The sequence below is a fragment of the Polaromonas sp. genome, assembly GCF_035638815.1.
GTDB lineage: Bacteria > Pseudomonadota > Gammaproteobacteria > Burkholderiales > Burkholderiaceae_C > Polaromonas.
On record NZ_DASQZG010000016.1, the window covers coordinates 244421 to 264225 of the forward strand.

Genomic DNA, 19805 nt, shown 5'->3' on the forward strand with positions numbered 1-19805 from the left:
TTGCTCCGAAGTAAAAAACGCCTGAGCTAGTTAACTAACTCAGGCGTTTTGCAGTCGTATCAGCGATTATTTACGCAGGCCAAGCTTGGCAATCAGCGCAACATAACGGGCCGCGTCTTTGGACTTCAGGTAGTCCAGCAGTTTGCGGCGGCGGCTCACCATGCGCAGCAGGCCACGGCGACCGTGGTGATCCTTGGCATGGGTTTTGAAGTGGGGCATCAGTTCATTGATGCGGCCGGTCAGCAGACCAACCTGAACTTCAGGGCTGCCGGTGTCGTTGGCAGCGCGTTGATTGGCCTGAACAATTTCAGCCTTGATGGATTTAGCGATCATGGTTTTTCCTTCGCACCTAGGTGCACTTGCGAGCGGCTCAGTGTTCCCGAAGTGGGAGTTGACCGGGGCCGTCGTGTTCTGCAGCTCGTCCGTCAGAAACGGGCATGCTTTTGCGCAGAGCCTTGGATTATAGCCCAGGAACCCTTATTGCCGTCCCAGCCACCCGGCAAGGCGATCGACCCCGGCCCGGAGCCGGCCCAGGTCCTGGCTGGCAAAACACCAGCGCAGCCAGCCCTGCAGCTCGGGTGAAGGGTCCGAAGTGAAGGCATTGCCCGGGGCGAGCCCCAGCCCGGCCTCCACCACCAGCCGCTTGGCGATGTCAAAAGAGTCGCCCTGCCCCGCCAGCCGGAAAAATGCGTACATGCCGCCCGGTGCAGCGGCCACCTGAACGCCGGGCACACCTTGCAAAAGGGGAATCAACGTATCCCGGCACTTTTTCAGGTGCGCCACCACCTGCGGCGTGACTTCATCTGTACGCTGCAGGGCCACCACCCCGGCGCGCTGGATAAACACCGGCGCGCAGGATGTATTGAACTCCACCAGCTTGCCCATGTGGGTGGTCACTGAAGCCGGCAACACCAGCCAGCCCAGGCGCCACCCTGTCATGAGAAAACTCTTGGAAAAGCTGTGGGCCACCATCAGGCGGTCTTCAGGCGTGGCAATGTCCAGGAAACTCGGTGCGCAAACATGACTATCCCCCGAGGGGCTGCGCCCCTCCCCCACCAGGGGGGCGTCCGGCTTGGGGCGGCCCGGCGCCGGACCGTCGGGCAAATTTTCAAAATACAGGCGCTCGTAGACCTCGTCGGCCAGGATCCAGGTCCCGGTGCGGCGGCAATGCGCCAGGATGACCTCCTGCTCGCCACGGGTGAGCGTCCACCCGGTCGGGTTATTCGGCGAATTGACGATCAGCAAGCGGGTCGCGGGGGTAATAGCCGCCAGCAGCTCGTCCATATCGAGCTTCCACTGCCCCGCCGCAGGTTTGAGACTCACACACTGCACCCGCCCGCCCATGATGGCCGGCTGCGCGGTGAGGTTGGGCCACACCGGCGTGACGGCCACCACATGATCGCCCGCGTTCACCAGCGCCTGTACGGCCAGCATCAATGCATTGACACCGCCCGAAGTAGCGGTAATGCGGTCTGCACTCACAGGTGCCGCACCTTCGCAACGCAGCCCACTGCAATAACTGGCAATGGTCTCCCGCAGTTCTGCCAGGCCAAGGTTGTGCGAGTAGAAGGTTTCGCCGCGCGCCAGCGATTCGGCGGCGGCCTCGCGGATAAATGCTGGCGTGACCTCATCGCTTTCGCCAAACCAGAACTTCAGCACGTCACTGCGGCCCATGCCCGCATTGGCAACCTGACGAATCAGGGACTCTTCAAGATCGAGAACGAGTTGGCGCATGCTGGTGGTCTGTTTCTCAAGGCCGAATCATCTTGCAGCTGTGCGGCTGCTCGGAGCGGGCCGCGTCTATGGTCTTGATCACGCGGAAACCGTATCCCGAACCTTCGACGTCAAACTTGACCCCAGGCGCACCCTGCCTGTCCATCACTGCGACCAGCAAGGGTTGCTGGAACTGGTGGTCAGCGCTGCGCATGACGCCCTTGTGGGATGCAAAAACGATACTGGTCTTCTCCAGTTGCGCCGCGATTGCCGATGACTCGGTCACCCCGGCTTTTTCAATGCTTTGGACCAGTGCCTCGACCATCAGCTGCATGCGCATGTGCACATAGTCGTCCTGCGGTTTGGGAAAGCGCTGACGGAAAGATTTGTAGAAGGCCTCGGAAGACGCGCCCGCGGAGTTGGGGAACCAGTCCGCAACCGCGATTACCTTGCCGACGCCGGCGTCGCCAATTGCCGCCGGCACACCGAGCGCGTTGCCGTAAAAGGTGTAGAAGCTGCCTTCGTAGCCCACCTCCCTGGCAGCCTTTACCAGCAGGGTCAGATCATTGCCCCAGTTGCCGGTGAGCACAGCCTGCGCGCCACTGGCCTTGATTTTGGTGGCATAGGGAATGAAGTCCTTGACGCGGCCCATCGGATGCAGTTCGTCACCCACGATCTGCACGTCCGGCCGCTGCACACCCAGCTGCTTGCGGGATTCGCGCAGCACGGCCTGGCCAAAGCTGTAGTCCTGACCGATCAGGTAAATGCTTTTGAGCGCCTTGTCGTCCTTGAGAACTTCCATCAGCGCCGCCACGCGCATGTCGGCATGGGCGTCGAAACGAAAATGCCAGTAGCTGCATTTCTCGTTGGTAAGAATGGGGTCGACCGCCGAGTAGTTCATAAACAACACCCGCTTGCCGGGTTCGCGCTCGTTGTGCTTGTTGATGGCATCAATCAGGACTGCGGCAGCAGACGATGAGTTGCCCTGGGCTACCAGCGTGATGCCGTCATCGATGGCTGAACGCAGCGCCGACAGGGCCTCCTCGTTCTGGCCCTTGCTGTCATAACGCTCAAAAACCAGAGGGCGGTTGCCCCCGGGCAGTTTGATGCCGCCACGTGCGTTGACACGCTCTGCAGCCCACACCAAGTTGCGAAAGACAGCCTCACCGGTGTTGGCAAAAGGCCCGGACAGGCTTTCAATCAGCGCCACGCGTACCGGCGGCTGGGTTGCTGCGGCCGACTGCGCAAACACCTTTGGGGCAATGAGAAAAACCACGAGAGCTAGGGGCAACAGCAGTTGTTTCAAGAGGCTGCGTTTGAAAAAATACATTGAAAAATTTCCTTGAAATAACCGACGAGAGGCCTACCTGCTGTCCATGCGGCGATCACGGTTGAAAGCCGCGAAGTGTAAGGGAAAAGATTCCCTGTCCATCGTCAACCAACCTGGAGTCATCATGTTTTATTCCCTCGCTACCCGCCCTTCCCGCAGCATCCAGCGTACAGCCTCACCACTGGTGAGCAACGGCGCGCTGGACAGCTTTTTGAATGACACCATTGGCTCCCTGTCCGGCGCCCGTTCTTCTCATTCTGCAACCGTTGAAGACGGCGAGCAGGCCTATAGCCTGCAGCTGGATGTGCCCGGCCTTGCCAAAGACCAGTTGGACATCGGCATTGAGGGCGACGTCGTGCGCGTTGCCAGCAAGTCTGACGCTCCACGCGCGGTCAAGGCTGCATGGCGCTTTCCGCTTGAGATCGAAGCATCGGCCAGCACAGCCAAGCTGGAAAACGGTGTTTTGACACTGACCCTGGCCAAGAAGCTTCCGATCAGCAACGTGACCCAGCTGACCATCAGCTGATCTGGGCCAGACTCCAGCGCGGCTTCACATCGAAGGTGTAGCCGCGCTGCAGGGTTTCCAGCCCGGCCTGCACGCGCATGCCCGCCGCCAGAGCGATCATCGCTCCGTTGTCCGTGCACAGAGCAAGCTCAGGGTAATGCACCCGAATCCCTTTCTCCAGACATGCACTGTTGAGTTGCTCCCGCAACATCGTGTTGGCGCCAACGCCGCCCGCCACCACGAGCCGCTTCAAGCCACTCTGCTCAACGGCTTTGAGCGATTTTTTCACCAGCACATCCACAATGGCAGCCTGCGTTGAGGCCGCCAGATCAGCGCGTGACTGCTCACTCATGTGATCGCCCAGTTTTTTGGCCTGGGTCAGAACGGCTGTTTTCAGCCCGGAGAACGAGAAATCCAGGTCGCCACTGTGCAGCAAGGGCCTGGGCAACTTGAAGGCCGCGGGGTCGCCTTGCTGAGCCAGCTTTGCCAGGTGCGGACCGCCGGGATAGGGCAAGCCCAGCAACTTGGCGGACTTGTCAAACGCCTCACCCGCTGCATCATCAATCGTCTCGCCCAGGACCTCGTAGCTGCCCACGCGATCGACGCGCATAAGTTGTGTGTGCCCGCCGGAAACCAGCAACGCAATGAACGCAAATTGGGGCGGGTCCGCACTCAAAAAGGGCGAGAGCAGATGCCCTTCGAGGTGGTGGACACCCATCACCGGCTTGTTCAACGACGCGCCCAGGGAACAGGCGACCCCGGCACCGACCAGCAAGGCGCCGGCCAGCCCGGGTCCACGTGTATAGGCCACCACATCGACCTGGGCCAAACTTCGCTGGGCCTTCTGCATCACCTGGTCAATCAGCGGCAGCACCCGGCGAATATGGTCCCGACTCGCCAGTTCGGGCACCACGCCCCCATAGGCCTGGTGCATGTCTATCTGGCTGTGCAAAGCGTCACCAAGCAGCACGGGCACGCCGCTGCCAGACGCATCGACCAGCGCTACGCCGGTCTCATCACAACTCGATTCGATTCCCAGTATCAACATCGAGAGAGTTTAGCCCCCACGGTCGCTCACTGCGTGTAGCCTGCTCCCCCCTCGAGGGGGTGGCGCCTGCGGTCTGGCAAAGCCAGTCCCGCGGTGAGGCTAACCCTCCCCTGTCCAGGCTCACTGCGTGTAGCCTGTTCCCCCCTCAAGGGGGCGGCGCCTGCGGTCTGGCAGAGCCAGCCCCGCGGCACCCACCTCGAAGAGATCCTGGCGCGAAACTTGCAAACAAACCGCCCATGACGCCATCCCAGTCACTTCGCCTTGTCATCATCGCCCCGGATTTGCTGGAAGGGGTGTCCACGGACGAGCATGCGCGCACGCAGGCTGAGCGCTCCCGCCAGTTGCGGATTGGGCTGCTGGAAGCGGGCTACAACATCATTGCGGTGTTGCCTGCCGACACCTTTCTCGATGAACGCCTGGCACAACTGCAGCCGGACATGATCATCGTCGACGCTGAAAGCGAAGCGCGTGATTCACTTGAGCACGTCGTGATAGCCACCCGCGATGCGCGCCGGCCCATAGTGCTGTTTACCAATGACAGCGACACCACGCACGTCAAGGACGCTGTCGCAGCCGGTGTGTCCGCGTATATCGTTGCCGGGCTGTCTGCAGACCGTATACGACCGATTCTGGAAGTAGCCATTGCGCGCTTCGAGCATGAACAGGGTTTGCGGCGTGAACTGGCGGACGTCAGGACAGAATTACAGGATCGCAAGGTCATAGACCGGGCCAAGGGTCTGTTGATGCAGCGCCAGAATCTCGATGAAGCGGCAGCCTATGAAAAGCTGCGTAAAGCCGCGATGGACAAGGGCCTTCGCCTGGGTGAAGTGGCCCAGCGTATCCTGGACGCCGCTGCTTTGTTGGGCTGACCCTCCACAGGGGCTCCGTAGTTACCCGGACACGCGTGTACACCTCTGTCGGGAAGCACCGACGCGACGCGCGGATGCTCTCCTACGTTCAGTTACCTTTTACCAGCTTACAACTGGAGGTAGATCGAACCACTACATAAAGAGGGCCCCCATGAAAACTTTCCGCCGCTTCGTCTCCTGCCTTGCGCCATTGCTCGCCGCTTCCTTTATGGCAGCCGCACCGCAGCTGGCTAATGCCCAGCCAAAGAACGCGCGCTACGCGCCTCAAGTCACCAGTTTCCAGGTAGAGGCTTCTGATCAGCTCACGCCTGGCAGCGATCTTGACTTCACCCTCGAGGGAACGCCGCGCGGCCAGGCCAGCGTGCGCCTGAGCGGCGTCAACAGAAACATCGTGCTGCGGGAAACCGAGCGCGGCATCTACGAAGGCTCCTACACATTGAGCCGACGCGACAAGCTTGGCACACGGCCTACGGCGCGCGCAACACTGCGTGTAAAGAATTCTTCCACCACGGTCACTCAAGCCTTGAGCGGTAGCGTCACCCCTCCTGTTGCAACCACGCCTCCGGCTACTGGCCCGCTGGCGATTGAACGCTTTCTCGTGACCCCCGTAGCCAAAATTGAGCCTGGTGCCGAACTGCGCTTTGCAACAGTTGGCACACCAGGTGGACGCGCCAGCTTTTCCATCGATGGCGTGGTGCGTGACGTACCCATGACCGAGGTTCGCCCCGGCCGCTACGAAGGTGCGTACACCATTCGCCGCAATGACAATTTTCCGCCTTCGCTCAATATCGTCAGCTCGCTTGTCGCCAACGGCCAGACCACCACTTCAAAACTGAACCAGGCATTGCTGGTGGACGCCCGTCCGCCGACGATTCGCAACCTTGCCCCACAAAACAACGAAACCGTTCCTCTTGGTCCGGTGTCTGTTTCGGCAACCTTTGATGACCGTGGCGGCATGGGCGTCGACCCCAAGACCGTGAAGATCCTGATCAGCGGCCAGGACGTGACTCGCGCTGCCAGCATCACGCCACAGTTTTTGACATGGCGCGGTGAGCTGCGTCAAGGCACCCATCAAGTTGAAGTGACTGCTTCCGACATTGCTGGCAATGCTGTTCGTCAGAACTGGGTGTTCAACATCGCCAGCGCACAAGCGCCCGCCATCGTCACCGCGCTGCCGCTGGAAGTCACGAGCCACGCGAACAACGCACAAGTCAGCAGCGGTGCCATCACAGTGCGTGGCCGCACTGCCCCAGGCGCCAAAGTCGACATTCAGACCCAGGTGGTTGCTTCACTGGCCGGCCTTTTCGGTATCAACCAGCCGGTGGGTAATCAGTCGGTGACCGCGGATGCTGCAGGGAACTTCTCGTTCAGCATCAATTCACAGCTTCCCATTCCCGGTGCGCGTTATGAGTCAACCATCACCGCCACCAAAGGTGATCAGAAACGCGAAACCCAATTGGTGCTCTTCCAGCAGCGCTAATTTCAAAGTCCCCGTGAGTGGGGAACAACGAAGGGCGACCAGTGGTCGCCTTTTTTTTGCACCAGAGCGCCTGAATGGTGCAGCGCACAAATACAGTGCAGCACCCTGAGCTGGTGGCCTCTTGCAGCCTTGGCGGTCAGGTTGCTACACATTTAATAGCAAACTTTGCCGTCATCACTGGACTCCACCCCAAACTGACTCGCAAGACTGTCTGCGCACAGATAAAACCAGACTTGGCACAGCTATTGCTGTAATCCATGCACAAGGCATTGCGCTTCAACGGCGAAGCGGGATGCCTATCAAGAACAAAGGCGTTCGCACCCTGCACTCACATCTTTTTGTGACTGCCCGGGTCGAGCGCCTTTTTTGTTTTCGTTTTTTGTTTTCTTCTTTTCATTTCTGGAGACTTGACATGACTGATTTGCTGAAAGCCTCTCTCAAGCGCCGTACTGTTTTGCAGGCAGCCGCCGTTGGTGCTGCGGGCATCAGCCCAGCGCTGCGCGCTGTTGTTTATGCCCAGGGGTCAGACGCCCCCGAGAAAAAGGAAGTCAAGATCGGCTTCATCCCCTTGACGGACTGCGCCTCGGTTGTGATGGCCTCCGTACTTGGCATCGACAAGAAATACGGCGTCACCATCATCCCAACGAAAGAAGCCAGCTGGGCCGGCGTACGCGACAAACTGGTCAGCGGCGAGCTGGACATGGCGCATTCGCTGTACGGCCTGATTTATGGCGTGCACCTGGGTACCTCGGGTCCAAAGAAGGACATGGCGGTACTGATGACGCTGAACCAGAACGGTCAGGCCATCACTCTCAGCAAGAAACTGGCTGAAAAGGGTGCGATAGACGCCGCGTCGCTGGCCAAAGTGATGGCCGCAGAAAAGCGCGAATACACCTACGCCCAAACCTTCCCGACCGGCACCCACGCCATGTGGCTGTATTACTGGCTGGCCAGCGTCGGGGTCAACCCAATGAAAGACGTGAAAGTCATTACTGTTCCGCCACCACAAATGGTGGCCAACATGCGAGTGGGCAACATGGACGGCTATTGCGTGGGCGAGCCTTGGGGACACCGCGCAATTGCCGACGGCATTGGCATCACTGCGGTCACCACCCAGGACATCTGGAAAGACCACCCGGAAAAAGTGCTGGGCACCACCGCAGATTTCGTCAAGAAGAACCCGAACACTGCGCGTGCGGTCACGGCGGCCATCATTGAAGCTGGCAAATGGATTGATGCAAGCCTGGGCAACAAAAACAAGATGGCCGAGACCGTCGCCGACAAGTCGTATGTGAATACCAGCGTGGACGTGATCAACCAGCGCATCCTGGGCCGCTACCAAAACGGCATGGGCAAGACCTGGGACGACCCGAATCACATGAAGTTCTACAACGACGGCGCGGTGAGCTTCCCTTACCTGTCCGATGGCATGTGGTTTTTGACTCAGCACAAGCGTTGGGGCCTGCTCAAAGACCACCCCGACTACTTAGCCGTGGCCAAGCAGATCAACCAGATCGATATCTACAAGCAAGCTGCCACTGCCGCAAAAGCCAACGTGCCTAAAGATGTCATGCGTAGCAGCAAGATGATTGATGGGGTGGTGTGGGACGGAAAAGACCCAAAGAAATACGCCGACGGCTTCAAAATCCGCGCGTAAACGCAAGACTCAACCACAAGAGGTGATGCCATGGTCAGTGCTGTTTTTCATTCGCCGCTGGAGGCCGCTCCAGCCCACGTCCCGATTCCGTCGCCCGCACCGGGGCACGGCAATTCCGCTATGCATTCAGTAGCGGCCGCCGCTCGTCCCGCAATGGCGGAAGCACAAAACGCCTCCAAAAACACAGCCCCGGACCCGGGGCCTTCCCGGGTCTCGCGGTTTATGTCGGGCTTCTGGCTAGCCGTGTTGCCGCCCGTGCTGGGCATCGGGCTGCTGGTGCTGATCTGGGAGATGGTGTCCGCCGGTACAGGCAAAAGCATCCCCTCACCTCTGGAAACCTTCAAGCAGGCGGTTGTGCTGTTCAGCGACCCGTTCTACAGCAAAGGGCCGAACGATCAGGGCCTGGGCTGGAACGTGCTGAGCTCCCTGCAACGGGTGGCCATGGGTTTTGGCATGGCGGCAGTGGTCGGAATTCCGGTCGGCTTCATGATCGGCCGCTTTAACTTCCTGAGCCGGATGTTCAACCCGCTGATCAGCCTGCTGCGGCCGGTGTCTCCCCTGGCCTGGCTGCCCATTGGCCTGCTGGTCTTCAAGGGCGCCAACCCGGCAGCTATCTGGACCATCTTCATCTGCTCGATCTGGCCCATGATCATCAACACCGCTGTGGGCGTACAACGCGTCCCCAGCGACTACATGAACGTGGCCCGCGTGCTCAACCTGAGCGAATGGAAGATCGTCACCAAGATTCTGTTCCCCGCCGTGCTGCCCTACATGCTCACCGGTGTGCGGCTGGCGGTGGGCACCGCCTGGCTGGTGATCGTCGCGGCTGAAATGCTCACCGGCGGCGTTGGCATCGGCTTCTGGGTCTGGGACGAGTGGAACAACCTCAACGTCAAAAACATCATCATCGCGATTTTTGTGATCGGCATTGTTGGCCTGGTGCTGGAGTTTGCGCTGATCAAGCTGGCCACGGCCTTCACGTTTGAAGACGTCAAGAATTAAGGACTGAATCATGAGTGCCTCTTTCACCACCAAGTACATCGAGATTCAGGGCGTCGAGCAAACCTTCAAGACAAAAAAGGGACCCTTCTGCGCGCTGAAAAATATCAACCTCACGGTCGCCAAAGGCGAGTTCGTCGCGCTGATCGGTCACTCGGGATGCGGCAAGTCAACCTTGCTCAACCTGCTGGCGGGCCTGACGATGCCCACGCAGGGAAGCCTGATCTGCGCCAACCGCGAGATCGCGGGACCTGGGCCGGACCGGGCCGTGGTGTTCCAGAACCACTCGCTGCTGCCATGGCTCACCTGTCATGAAAACGTGTATCTGGCAGTCGAGCGTGTGTTTGGTGCAACCGAAACCCGTGCCGAGCTCAAGGGGCGTACCGAGGCGGCCCTGGCCATGGTGGGTCTGACCCCTGCGGCGCAAAAACGCCCCGGCGAAATTTCGGGTGGCATGAAGCAGCGTGTCGGCATTGCCCGAGCGCTGTGCATGGAGCCCAAAGTCCTGTTGCTGGACGAGCCCTTTGGCGCACTTGACGCGCTGACCCGCGCCAAGCTGCAGGACGAGCTTCTGCAGATTGTTGCCAACACGCAAAGCACGGTGGTCATGGTGACCCACGACGTCGACGAAGCCGTGCTTCTGTCAGACCGAATTGTGATGATGACCAACGGACCGGCGGCGACGATTGGCGAAGTGCTCAGCATTGACCTGCCCCGCCCCCGCAGCCGGGTGGAACTGGCCGAGAGCACGCAATACCTGCACTACCGCAAGGCCGTCATTGATTTCCTCTACACCCGGCAAGGCCATGTGGAAAAGGCGGCCTGACCAGGCGAGAGGCATCACAGAAAAGTAGAAACAAAAAAGCAATGAGAGCCAAAAGCAAAAAGAGACAAAAACCGCAGAGGTAACGGCAGAGGGCGTAACGGTGCCAGGTCGCCGCCGATTTTTCAGCAAAAGGGAGGTTTTATGTCCGCAGTTCTTCAAGCCAACGGTGCCGTCAGAGTAGCCGCAAACCAGAGCAGATCCTCATCACGCGCCCGACCCGCGGGCTCACGGGGTTTCGCCTCGCTGGGGAAATACCGGGAGCTCATCATCGCGGTGGGTTTCTTCCTGCTCTTCGACCTCGGGGTGTTGGTCCTCAATTTCTACACCTCTTTTCAGATCGCCGAAGACGCAGTGGGCATCAACCTGGCGGGACGCCAGCGCATGTTGTCCCAGCGCACGGCCAAAGCGCTGCTGTCGGTGGAGGCCGCAAAGATCAAGGGCGCACCGGCCACCAGTGAACTTGAGGAACTCAGGAATGCGGTGAAGCTGTTTGACGTTTCTCTCAAGGGATTTCAAAACGGTGCAACGGTGCCAGGCGGCAACGGTAAACCGGTATTTCTGCCTGCTGCGCAAGGTGACAAGGCCGCCGACATTCTGAAGAAAGCCCAGGACATCTGGACGCCATACCAGGAAAAACTGGCTCCGGTACTTGCAGGAACGGCGACAGAAGTCGAGCTGCAGGCGGCAGCCGACTTTGCCAAGGCCAACAACCTGAAAATGCTGGCCCTGATGAATGAGCTGACGACCGCGCTGGAGGCTGTGGCTTCAGACCGGGCCAGCGTGTTGCGAATGGTGCAGACCGGTGGCATTGTCCTTGCGCTCCTGAACTTCGCATTCATTCTTTTCAAGTTTCTGCGCCGGCTAAATACATCGGACGCCGCGATTGAAGCGGCCACAGAAGAGAACCGGGAAATTCTTCACAGTGTGCGCGAGGGCCTGTTTTTGCTGACCCCGGAATACACACTCGGCTCGCAGCTTTCGCGGTCGTCGCACGATCTGTTCGGCAAGACATTGGCTCCGGGTCAAAACTTCTTTGACGTGCTGACCACTCTGGTGTCCGAAAAGGCGCTGACTGACGCGCGCAACTACGTCGGGTTGCTCTTCTCGCCCCATGTCAAAGAGCAGTTGATCCAGGGCATCAACCCCTTGTCCGAAGTCGAACTGACGGTCAAAAACCGCCTGGGTCAGGACACGCCGCGCTTCCTGTCTTTTCACTTCAACCGCGTGCAGGACGGCGCCGCCGTGCGCCATCTGCTGGTGACGGTGCAGGACATCACGCAGAAAGTGGATCTGCAGGCCAAGCTGAGCGGCGAACGCCACCGTTCGCAAAAAGAACTCTCCATGATGCTCAAGGCATTTGAGACAGACCCCGCCATGATGCGCGCCTTTGTCGAACGCGCTGAAGCCTCCCTGCTGGAAGTCAATGACCTGCTGCGCAGCACGTCGTCGGCCGCCTCTGAAGCGCAGGTGCTAAAGGCTGTTGATGCTGCTTACCGCCGCATTCATGCGATCAAGGGCGATGCAGCATCGCTGGGTCTTGAAATCCTTGCCTCGCTGGCCCATCAGTTTGAAAACGAACTGCAAAAACTCAAGAACAGCGGCGTGGCTACTGGTGACGCCCTGCTGGCCTTGCCGCTGCCGCTGGAGGACCTGTTGACCAAGGTGGCCGCCTTCAAGTCACTCAGCCAGAAGCGCGGCGGCGCCGCAACGGCGCCAGTTCCGCCCCCTACCCCGCAGGCACTGAATGCCAGCCTGACGCAATTAGCCAGCGATGTAGCCCGCGATGTGCGCAAACAGGTCAACCCGATGGTGCGGATGTCCAGCGCACTGGATTTGCCCGCTGAGAAGATGGATCTGGTACGCGAAATCGCCATCCAGCTGGTTCGCAACGCCGTGGTGCACGGCATTGAGGCCCCCACAGCGCGCGCAACAGTCAGCAAGCCCGCTGAAGGCCAGGTGGCGGTCAACCTCACCCGGGACGAAAACGGCCAGTGGCTGCTCAGCGTGAGAGACGACGGTGCCGGGCTGAACGCCGCAACTGTCCGGATGCGCTTGCTGTCTCTGGGCTGGTACACGGCTGAGCAGTTGCTGAGTTACAGCGACAAGCAAATCGTTGCGCATATTTTCAAACCGGGTTTTTCCACCGAGCAGGCCGCCTCCGCACATGCGGGCCGGGGGGTGGGTCTTGACCTTGTGCAAGCCAACGTCCAACGGCTGGGCGCGCGGTTGCTGCTGTCGAGCATCCCTGGCCAGCACACGGAATTCAAAATCACGTTCGTCTGAAGATATGACCCCCACGCTTGTCACTTCGTGTACTACGCTCCCCCCCGAGGGGGCTGGCCTTTGCTTGGGGCGGCCCGGCGCTGCGGCCGACGAACCCCACCCTTGCCCCATGCAACAAACATTGGGAAAAGCACCATGCGACTTCTGATCGTTGACGACTCCAACATGATTCGCACCCGCATTTCACGCGTGGTGCAAAACGGCGGCCTCAAAGGTGTGGTGCTGGCTGGCCTGGCAAAAAATGGGCGCGAGGCACTGCGTCTGGCGCGAGCCACCCGGCCCGAGGTCGTCACCATGGACCTGACCATGCCGGAGATGGACGGGATTGAATGCATCCAGGAAATGCTGAAGTTCGACCCCACTGTGAACATCCTGGTGGTCAGCGCACTGAGCGACAAATCGACCGCGATTGAAGCCTTGAAGCTCGGTGCGCGCGGATTTGTTTCCAAGCCGTTCACCGATGAAGAGTTGCAGCTTGCGCTGCTTGATGTTGCAGAAGCACGCTGAGAAAATTATGGCCACACTCAATGAACAAGATCTCAAGCTGTTTGTCGACTCCATCAGAAACTACCTGAAAGTCACCACCCGGCAAGAACCCCAGATTACCTCTGCCTTTCTCGGCACGGGCGACGTGGAAGGCTTTGAATTCAATGGCATCGTCACCTTTTCTGGCAGCCACAACGGGCATGTCGTGGTGTCCATGCCTGACAAGCTGGTTCGGGAAGTTTTGCTGTTGCAGCACGAGACCGACATGAGCGCGGGCAATCTGCTCGATGCTGTGGGTGAGATCGCCAACACACTGGCAGGCAACGCCCGGAAAGTGTTGGGGTCCGACCTCCAGATATCGGTGCCCATCAAGATGCAGGGTGCAAACGGCATCAAGGCGAGAGTGCGCAAGCGACCCTATGTGATCACCCTGCGCTGGAACCACTACGAGGCGATGGTGTGTGTCGACATGGAGAGAAGGAACTAAAAGTCAGCCAAAGCGCGCTCTGAGAACGCACCCCGAGAGCGCACGAAATCCGTGCAGCGCACCATTTGAGCCCATTTTTTGGGACCCGCACTGGTCTGTGCGGAGCACTTATCTGCGCCCCAAGTTGGCATGCAATTTGCACAATCTTTGTGAGTTTTTGATCAATCACACAGGATTTGCACCATGGCGGGATTCCGCACCTTTCTCAATTCCGGTCACGCACCCACGCTGGGCGCCGCCTTTTTTTACTTCGCTTTCTCCTGCTGCATATGGGTGATGAACGGTGCCATGGCACCTTTTATTTCCGAGGCCTACAACCTGTCGCCCACTCAAAAGGGCGTGATGCTGTCGGTACCCATCTTCGCCGGCGCACTGATGCGGTTTCCGCTGGGCGTTCTTGCCCAATACATCGGCCGAAAAAATGCCACCCTGGTTGAAATGGTCCTGATCATGGTGGCCCTGCTGTTTGGTTACTTCCTTGTTGATTCCTACAGCAGCCTGCTCGCCATGGGCGTGTTGCTCGGTATTGCGGGGGCCAGTTTCGGCGTGGCGCTGAGCCTGGGCTCCGGTTCATTCCCCGCACGCTACAAGGGCCTGGCCATGGGACTGGTCGGAGCTGGTAACGTGGGCACGGCGGTGTCTGTACTCGTCGCGCCATTTCTCGCCCAACGTTTTGGCTGGCAGACGGTGTACGGCATTGCCGCAGTGGCCATGCTGCTGCCTCTCCTGGCCATGATTTTTTTCGCCAAGGAGCCACCCGACGTGGATGCCCACGCGCCCCTGCGAGAACACGTCGCCTGCCTGTTCGAAAAAGATGGCTGGGCCTTCAGCCTGATCTACGCGGTCACCTTTGGCGGCTTCATTGGTCTGGCCACGTTTTTGCCCTCCTACTATTACGACCAGTTTGGTGTGAGCAAAACACAAGCCGGACAGCTGTCCATGCTGGCGGCTTTTATGGGCGCAGCGGTGCGTATTTTCGGCGGCTGGATCTCGGACCACTGGGGCGGGGTTAACACACTCACCGCCGTACTCGCCACCGTCGCCGTGACGCTGGTGTTGTGCGGCCTGGCCGGTAACTCACTCGTGGCAACAACCTTGCTGTTCATGCTGTGCTTCGGCGCACTGGGCGCGGGCAATGGCGCGCTGTTCCAGTTGGTGCCGCTGCGCTGGCCCCTGGCCACCGCCGTTGCTGGCTCGATGATTGGCGAAATTGGCGCCCTCGGTGGCGGCCTGATCCCAAACGCGATGGGCCTGAGCAAACAATACACGGGTACCTACCTGTGGGGATTTGCCGGTTTCGCCCTTTGCGCGGTGGCGGTGCTGGTCATGCTGCGCACCATGCAAATCCGCTGGACCAGAACCTGGGCTGAAAAAGGAGGTCGCGCGCGCAGCGCGTGATTCGGCGTAGCCGAACGGCGCCTTGGCGCCGAACCTCCCTTTCAGTGAAGGCTAACTTTTTGCAAAAAAGTTAAGCGAAGCGTGCCGGAACCAAAAGGGTGGCGCATTCACCACGTGCTGCCTCGCTCAGCTCCTACCAACATGTGAATTTTTCACATGATTTTCGCACTTGGTGGAGCCTATGCCATGCTGTTTCCCCTGAACAACGCCCACCCTCCGCAGCCTACCTGCCCGTCCGGCTTTTAGGCCAGACCGGACGCAAGCGCTGGTAAGCTCCAGACCTTACGCATGCTTGTCTCACGGACGAAAAAACAATGGCTTTGATTGTGGCAATGGATGACGACGAGACGATCAGATCGCTGATCGTTGCGGCGCTGAGGGCAGAGGGATACAAGGTGCTGGAGGCTGAAAACGGCGCTCGGGGCCTGGAAATGGTGCGCGAGCACGCGCCCGATCTGGTCATCAGCGACGTCAATATGCCGGTGATGGACGGGCTGGCCATGCTCAAGGCCCTGCGCGCTGACCACACCATCCAGGCCATCCCTGTGATCCTGTTGACATCTCTGCAAGAACGCGAACACGTGCGCAGCGGCATGACCGGGGGCGCCGACGACTACCTGACCAAGCCGCTTGTGTTTGAAGAATTGCTTCAGGCAACCGCTGCCCAGCTGGACAAACACCTGATGCGCCAATCCGCCAAGGACACGGCCGTCGACTCAGCAATTGACCACGCACTTCAAGAACAGAAGCAGCAGCTGATCCGCGTGTATGAAAAGCGTTTGCTTAGCGAGCTGGAGGGTAAATGGCCTACGGCGGACACATCAACGCAAGACCAGAAATTTGCAAATGCAACCGTGCTGTTTGTCGATGTCGTGAGCTTTTCCGCGCTGGCAGAAAAACTGTCCACCACTGAATTGAGCCAGGTGGTGCACGAGTTCTACAGCAACGCAGGCAACACGGTTTATCTGTTTGGTGCGTACCACATGCAATTTGTAGGGGACGGCTTGCTGACAGTATTTGTGGACAGCACGGACACCGACACGGTCAACAGTGGACTACGCGCCACCAAAGCCGCGCTGGGCTTGATCGACGCCGCGCAGCGCGTCCAGGCATTTCTGGTGAGTCACTTCCCGGGCCGCTCGCTGCCGCGTTTCGAAGTCAGTGTGGGCCTCAACAGTGGCGCCGTGACCCTGGCCAGACTGGAAGAGGCGCTGTGGGGCACGCCGCAGATCCTTCCAGTGGGCGACACAGTCAGTGCCTGCCTGCTGCTGCAAAAGCAGGCCTCGGCTGCGGGCTGGAAAATTGCCATGAGCGCCACACTTTTAAAAGCCGTGTCAAAACACATAAAAAGCGGGCGGCACAAGCGCTTTTCAGCACCCGGGCGCAGCAGCGCGCTGAAGGGCACGGAGCTGCTTGGTTTGTCGCTCTGACCAACTGCAACACGTTAGCTATTGTATTGATAGCAAACTCCGCCCGTGGAATAAGGGCAAAGTCGGTATTTTGCTGATAAGCACCAGATCAGCTCCTGCTACTTTGGCAAAAAGAGCAGCCAATAAATCAGCAGCAAATTCACCACCACCGATACCGCCAGGGCAATCTTCCACAGCGCCGTGGGGTCTCGCTGAATCAGCGGTGTGGCCGATTGAGCTGTCAGGGGCCGCGAGGCGCCGCGCTCCAGCGCGAGCAACAATTCCTCGGCTGTCTCAAACCGTTTGCGCTTGTCCCGCGCTACGGCTTTGAGAACCACATGGTCCAGCCAGATGGGCACTTCGGGGTTGTGCCGGCTGGGCGGCGTGGGATCGCGGTAATAGCGGCCAGACTGATAGGGAAGCACTTCGCCGTAGGGCAACTTACCCGTCAGCAGCTGGTAGAGCGTGATCCCCAGCGCAAACAAATCACTTTGCGCATCGGGTAGTTCCTCAGGCCCGTCTTTCCCCGCATTGCCTGCCTTCACGTGGAATCCCCACTGTTCGGGATTGATGTAGCTGGGCGTGCCCGCGTGCAACTTGCGCATGGACTCAGGCTCCCTGCCTGTCAGCGCCACACCCAGATCAAGCAGGCGAAGCACGCCGTCTTCCCCCTGGTGCAGGTTGGCTGGTTTGACGTCGCGGTGGACCACACTCTGACGATGCAAGAGCCCCAGCGCTTTGGCTACCTGCGCGGCGGCTGCCAGCACTTGCGGCAGGCTGAAGGTGTGTTTGCGGTCCAGCAGTTGCTGCAAGGTCTCGCCGGGGTGCCAGTCGTACAGCAAATAAAACGCGGTCGGCTCCTGAACGCTTGGCAAACGGTCGTGAATATTAACCAGATGCCCCGCCGCCCGCGAGGATTGCATGCGCTTGGCCAGCCAGGCCTCGTGGGCGAGCATGGCGCGCTCCTGGGGATCATGGGCGCGCGCCGGGTGCAGGGTCTTCAGTGCATAAAGACGCTGGGTGGCGAGGTCCCTGACCTGGTACAGCACGTTGATGCCGTTGTCTGCTATTGGCGCGGTCAGCGCCAGGCCATCCAGCGTGTCGCCCACCTTCAAACGCTGCGGTATGGGCAGGGACACCGCACGCCGGTTTTCGTCCTGCAAGCTCGCGTCCAGCAGGCCCAGCACCCGAACCACCAGCGCGGTCACGTTGTCTCCCGCCCCTGCAGCCAGAGCGGTGTCAACCAGTTGCTGGCTGATCTGCTGTGCCCAGCCCTTAGCGGATGATTCAGGCGAGGCGCTTGCCATCGCCCTCAGCTTTTTATCGGGGACCAGGTTGTACACACCGTCGGACAGCAGTACAAACACATCACCCACTTGCAAGTCGCCCTGTGAGTAGTCAACCACCAGCCGGTCTTCTGCACCCACACACCTCAGCAACTGGTGACGAAAGTCGGGATGATCGACCACATGGTCCATGGTGAGCTGGGTGAGCCGCCCTTCGCGCAGCAGGTAAGCGCGCGTATCGCCGATATGTGCGACCGCATACGACTGCCCACGCAGCACGACTGCGGTCAGGGTGGTAAGCCCCAGGGCCGGATGGCGGCGCCGGTTCAGCCCCGCAAGCCAGCCGTTTTGCGCGCTGATGATGCGGTCCAGCGCCACCGTGGTGTCCCAGGTCTCCGGGGTGCCGTAATAGTCGCGGACCAGGCTGGTCACTGTGGTCTGGGCAGCCTCCTTGCCCATACCCCCTGTGCTGACGCCGTCCGCAATCGCCACGATAGACCCCATGGCCTCCTGGCCAGGCTCGGGCAGCATGGCTGCACAGAAGTCCTCGTTGATGTCTTTACGGCCCGCAAGAGAAGCGAAACCAATGTCGATGTCAAATGCCATGCACCAAGACACGCAAGTCCCATGCCCGCGTTTGGTGCGTTGCAGCAAACACGTTTTTACCCGACAAGCATTTGCATGCTCTGCTCGTAGTGCGCCGAGAGCTGTTCAAAGACATCCAGAACTTCTTCGCTGGCCACAGCCAAACGCTCCAGCCCCTGCTTCTTGCCAGAGGGCACGGCCCCCGCCAGCATGCGCTCCCAACACACGGCAGCCGCTTCCAGCGACGCGCGAATCTCCTTGCTGGTGAGCGGTATGTCATTGAGGTAACGCAGCGCCTGCTCGAAGGCCAGACGCGCCTCGTTCATGGCGGCCTCGTTGCCTTGGCGGGCCGAAGTGCCGCCAAGCAATTCCATCAGGGCGTATTTTGCGAAGCGCTGGCTGAGCATGCGCTGGCGTCCGGCCAGATTGAGCACCTGCAGGGGCGGCGTTGCACCCGCATTCTCCAGGCCGCTGGTCAGCCGCTCGGCCGCCAACAGCAGTTGCTCTGCCAGCTCATCAAGCCGTGCCACTTGGCCCGCCTGCGCCGGGGCCTGCAGGGCCGGTTTCAACTCGATCCAGGACCGCTCAATTTGTGCCAACAAATCGCCGAAGGTGGGCTGGGAAAGATTTTTGGCAAGCGTCGCGATATTGGTCTCAACGCGCACAATCGATTCGATGAGTCTTTCATCCGCCTGGGCTGATCTCACGCCCGCCTGCTGCAACAGCACCAGTTTGACCAGGCGCTGCGACAACATGCGCAGCTGCCCTGAGCGGTTGACGTCTTCTGCAAAACGGGCCGAATGGATGATGTGTTGCGAAACCTGCCCCAGGCGCTGGTTGCTGTGCATGGAAGCTGTGCGCAGGATCTGGAAGGCATCGTCGTCTGAAACCTGACGCGCGCGCATCAATATGCCCTTGGCACGGTCCACCACCTTGCGCTCCTCCAGACGCAGGCTGACACCCCGTAGCTCATCCTTCAGGGCCTGTTCCCGCCCGAAGCGCGCCTGCGCCAGGTGGATGAGGGGGCGCAAGCGCTGCTGGCCATAACCATTGACCACATAGGCGTGAATGCCCACCTCCATGGCGCGCGTGATTTTGCTGGCGTCACCGTCGGCTGTGAACACGACCACGGGACGCGGCGACGTCTCTCCAATCACTTGAAGGCTCTTGAACAATGCTTCATCCAGCAAGTTGGCCTGGCAAATGACCACGTCCGGCGCAAGCCTCAGCGCTTCGTGCACCAATTTGGAACAGTCGGTCACGCCAGCCAGAACCTCCACCCCGACAGCCTGGAGGTCAGAGGCCAGCGAATTCGTGCCCACAGGGCCAGTCAAACAGATCAGTGCGGAGGTCATAAAAGTCGGAGTGTTCAGAGGTAAGCCCGTAGGGGGCATGCACATCACACGCCAGGGTGATTGCGATGTTAGCGCCAGAGGCGCGCGTA

The 19805-nt window shown here is 59.8% G+C and carries 17 protein-coding genes; 11 read left to right on the plus strand and 6 right to left on the minus strand.

Features of this window, described 5'->3' with window-relative positions; genetic code table 11:
* Nucleotides 1-66: 66 nt before the first annotated feature.
* The 3 genes from rpsO to VE934_RS11395 all read right to left on the minus strand — a co-directional run bounded on the left by rpsO (nt 67) and on the right by VE934_RS11395 (nt 3043).
* A complete protein-coding gene (gene rpsO, locus VE934_RS11385) occupies nt 67-333 on the minus strand; it encodes a 30S ribosomal protein S15 (RefSeq protein WP_324887497.1) in 267 nt (88 codons plus the stop codon).
* A gap of 144 nt (nt 334-477) precedes the next feature.
* Entirely contained in the window at nt 478-1734 is a 1257-nt protein-coding gene (locus VE934_RS11390; protein ID WP_414693838.1) for a pyridoxal phosphate-dependent aminotransferase, read from the minus strand.
* 16 nt (nt 1735-1750) lie between these two features.
* Entirely contained in the window at nt 1751-3043 is a 1293-nt protein-coding gene (locus tag VE934_RS11395; RefSeq protein ID WP_324887499.1) for a branched-chain amino acid ABC transporter substrate-binding protein, read from the minus strand.
* 124 nt (nt 3044-3167) lie between these two features.
* Here VE934_RS11395 and VE934_RS11400 point away from each other — a divergent pair, with 124 nt between their 5' ends.
* The gene (locus VE934_RS11400) at nt 3168-3569 is read left to right on the plus strand and encodes an Hsp20/alpha crystallin family protein (protein ID WP_324887501.1); all 402 of its coding nucleotides are present in this window, start codon (nt 3168-3170) and stop codon (nt 3567-3569) included.
* Here VE934_RS11400 and tsaD read toward each other — a convergent pair.
* Nucleotides 3562-4596, minus strand: coding sequence for a tRNA (adenosine(37)-N6)-threonylcarbamoyltransferase complex transferase subunit TsaD (gene tsaD / locus VE934_RS11405; RefSeq protein ID WP_324887503.1), 1035 nt, complete (start codon nt 4594-4596; stop codon nt 3562-3564). The two genes, VE934_RS11400 and tsaD, sit on opposite strands and share 8 nt — an antisense overlap.
* A 236-nt stretch (nt 4597-4832) precedes the next feature.
* On the opposite strand from tsaD, the gene VE934_RS11410 reads away from it, so the two are divergent.
* The 10 genes from VE934_RS11410 to VE934_RS11455 all read left to right on the plus strand — a co-directional run bounded on the left by VE934_RS11410 (nt 4833) and on the right by VE934_RS11455 (nt 16511).
* Entirely contained in the window at nt 4833-5465 is a 633-nt protein-coding gene (locus VE934_RS11410; protein WP_324887505.1) for an ANTAR domain-containing response regulator, read from the plus strand.
* Nucleotides 5466-5616: 151 nt separating this feature from the next.
* Nucleotides 5617-6945 carry an Ig-like domain-containing protein gene (locus VE934_RS11415; protein WP_324887507.1) on the plus strand — a complete coding sequence of 443 codons (1329 nt, stop codon included), beginning with the start codon at nt 5617-5619 and terminating at the stop codon, nt 6943-6945.
* Between the two features lie 412 nt (nt 6946-7357).
* The gene (locus VE934_RS11420) at nt 7358-8602 is read left to right on the plus strand and encodes a CmpA/NrtA family ABC transporter substrate-binding protein (RefSeq protein ID WP_324887508.1); all 1245 of its coding nucleotides are present in this window, start codon (nt 7358-7360) and stop codon (nt 8600-8602) included.
* A 30-nt stretch (nt 8603-8632) separates the two neighbouring features.
* Entirely contained in the window at nt 8633-9604 is a 972-nt protein-coding gene (gene ntrB, locus VE934_RS11425; protein ID WP_324887510.1) for a nitrate ABC transporter permease, read from the plus strand.
* A gap of 10 nt (nt 9605-9614) precedes the next feature.
* The gene (locus tag VE934_RS11430; RefSeq protein WP_324887512.1) at nt 9615-10427 is read left to right on the plus strand and encodes an ABC transporter ATP-binding protein; all 813 of its coding nucleotides are present in this window, start codon (nt 9615-9617) and stop codon (nt 10425-10427) included.
* Between the two features lie 141 nt (nt 10428-10568).
* Nucleotides 10569-12710 (plus strand): type IV pili methyl-accepting chemotaxis transducer N-terminal domain-containing protein, encoded by a 2142-nt coding sequence (locus VE934_RS11435; protein ID WP_324887515.1) that lies wholly within the window; start codon nt 10569-10571, stop codon nt 12708-12710.
* 135 nt (nt 12711-12845) lie between these two features.
* A complete protein-coding gene (locus VE934_RS11440; RefSeq protein WP_324887517.1) occupies nt 12846-13217 on the plus strand; it encodes a response regulator in 372 nt (123 codons plus the stop codon).
* 7 nt (nt 13218-13224) lie between these two features.
* The gene (locus VE934_RS11445) at nt 13225-13683 is read left to right on the plus strand and encodes a chemotaxis protein CheX (RefSeq protein ID WP_324887519.1); all 459 of its coding nucleotides are present in this window, start codon (nt 13225-13227) and stop codon (nt 13681-13683) included.
* Between the two features lie 183 nt (nt 13684-13866).
* A complete protein-coding gene (locus VE934_RS11450) occupies nt 13867-15081 on the plus strand; it encodes an MFS transporter (protein WP_324887522.1) in 1215 nt (404 codons plus the stop codon).
* Between the two features lie 314 nt (nt 15082-15395).
* Nucleotides 15396-16511, plus strand: coding sequence for a response regulator (locus VE934_RS11455; protein WP_324887524.1), 1116 nt, complete (start codon nt 15396-15398; stop codon nt 16509-16511).
* A 98-nt stretch (nt 16512-16609) separates the two neighbouring features.
* Here VE934_RS11455 and VE934_RS11460 read toward each other — a convergent pair whose 3' ends face one another.
* Nucleotides 16610-18382, minus strand: coding sequence for a bifunctional protein-serine/threonine kinase/phosphatase (locus VE934_RS11460; protein WP_324887526.1), 1773 nt, complete (start codon nt 18380-18382; stop codon nt 16610-16612).
* A gap of 56 nt (nt 18383-18438) precedes the next feature.
* Nucleotides 18439-19716 carry a type IV pili methyl-accepting chemotaxis transducer N-terminal domain-containing protein gene (locus tag VE934_RS11465; protein ID WP_324887528.1) on the minus strand — a complete coding sequence of 426 codons (1278 nt, stop codon included), beginning with the start codon at nt 19714-19716 and terminating at the stop codon, nt 18439-18441.
* Nucleotides 19717-19805: the final 89 nt, after the last annotated feature.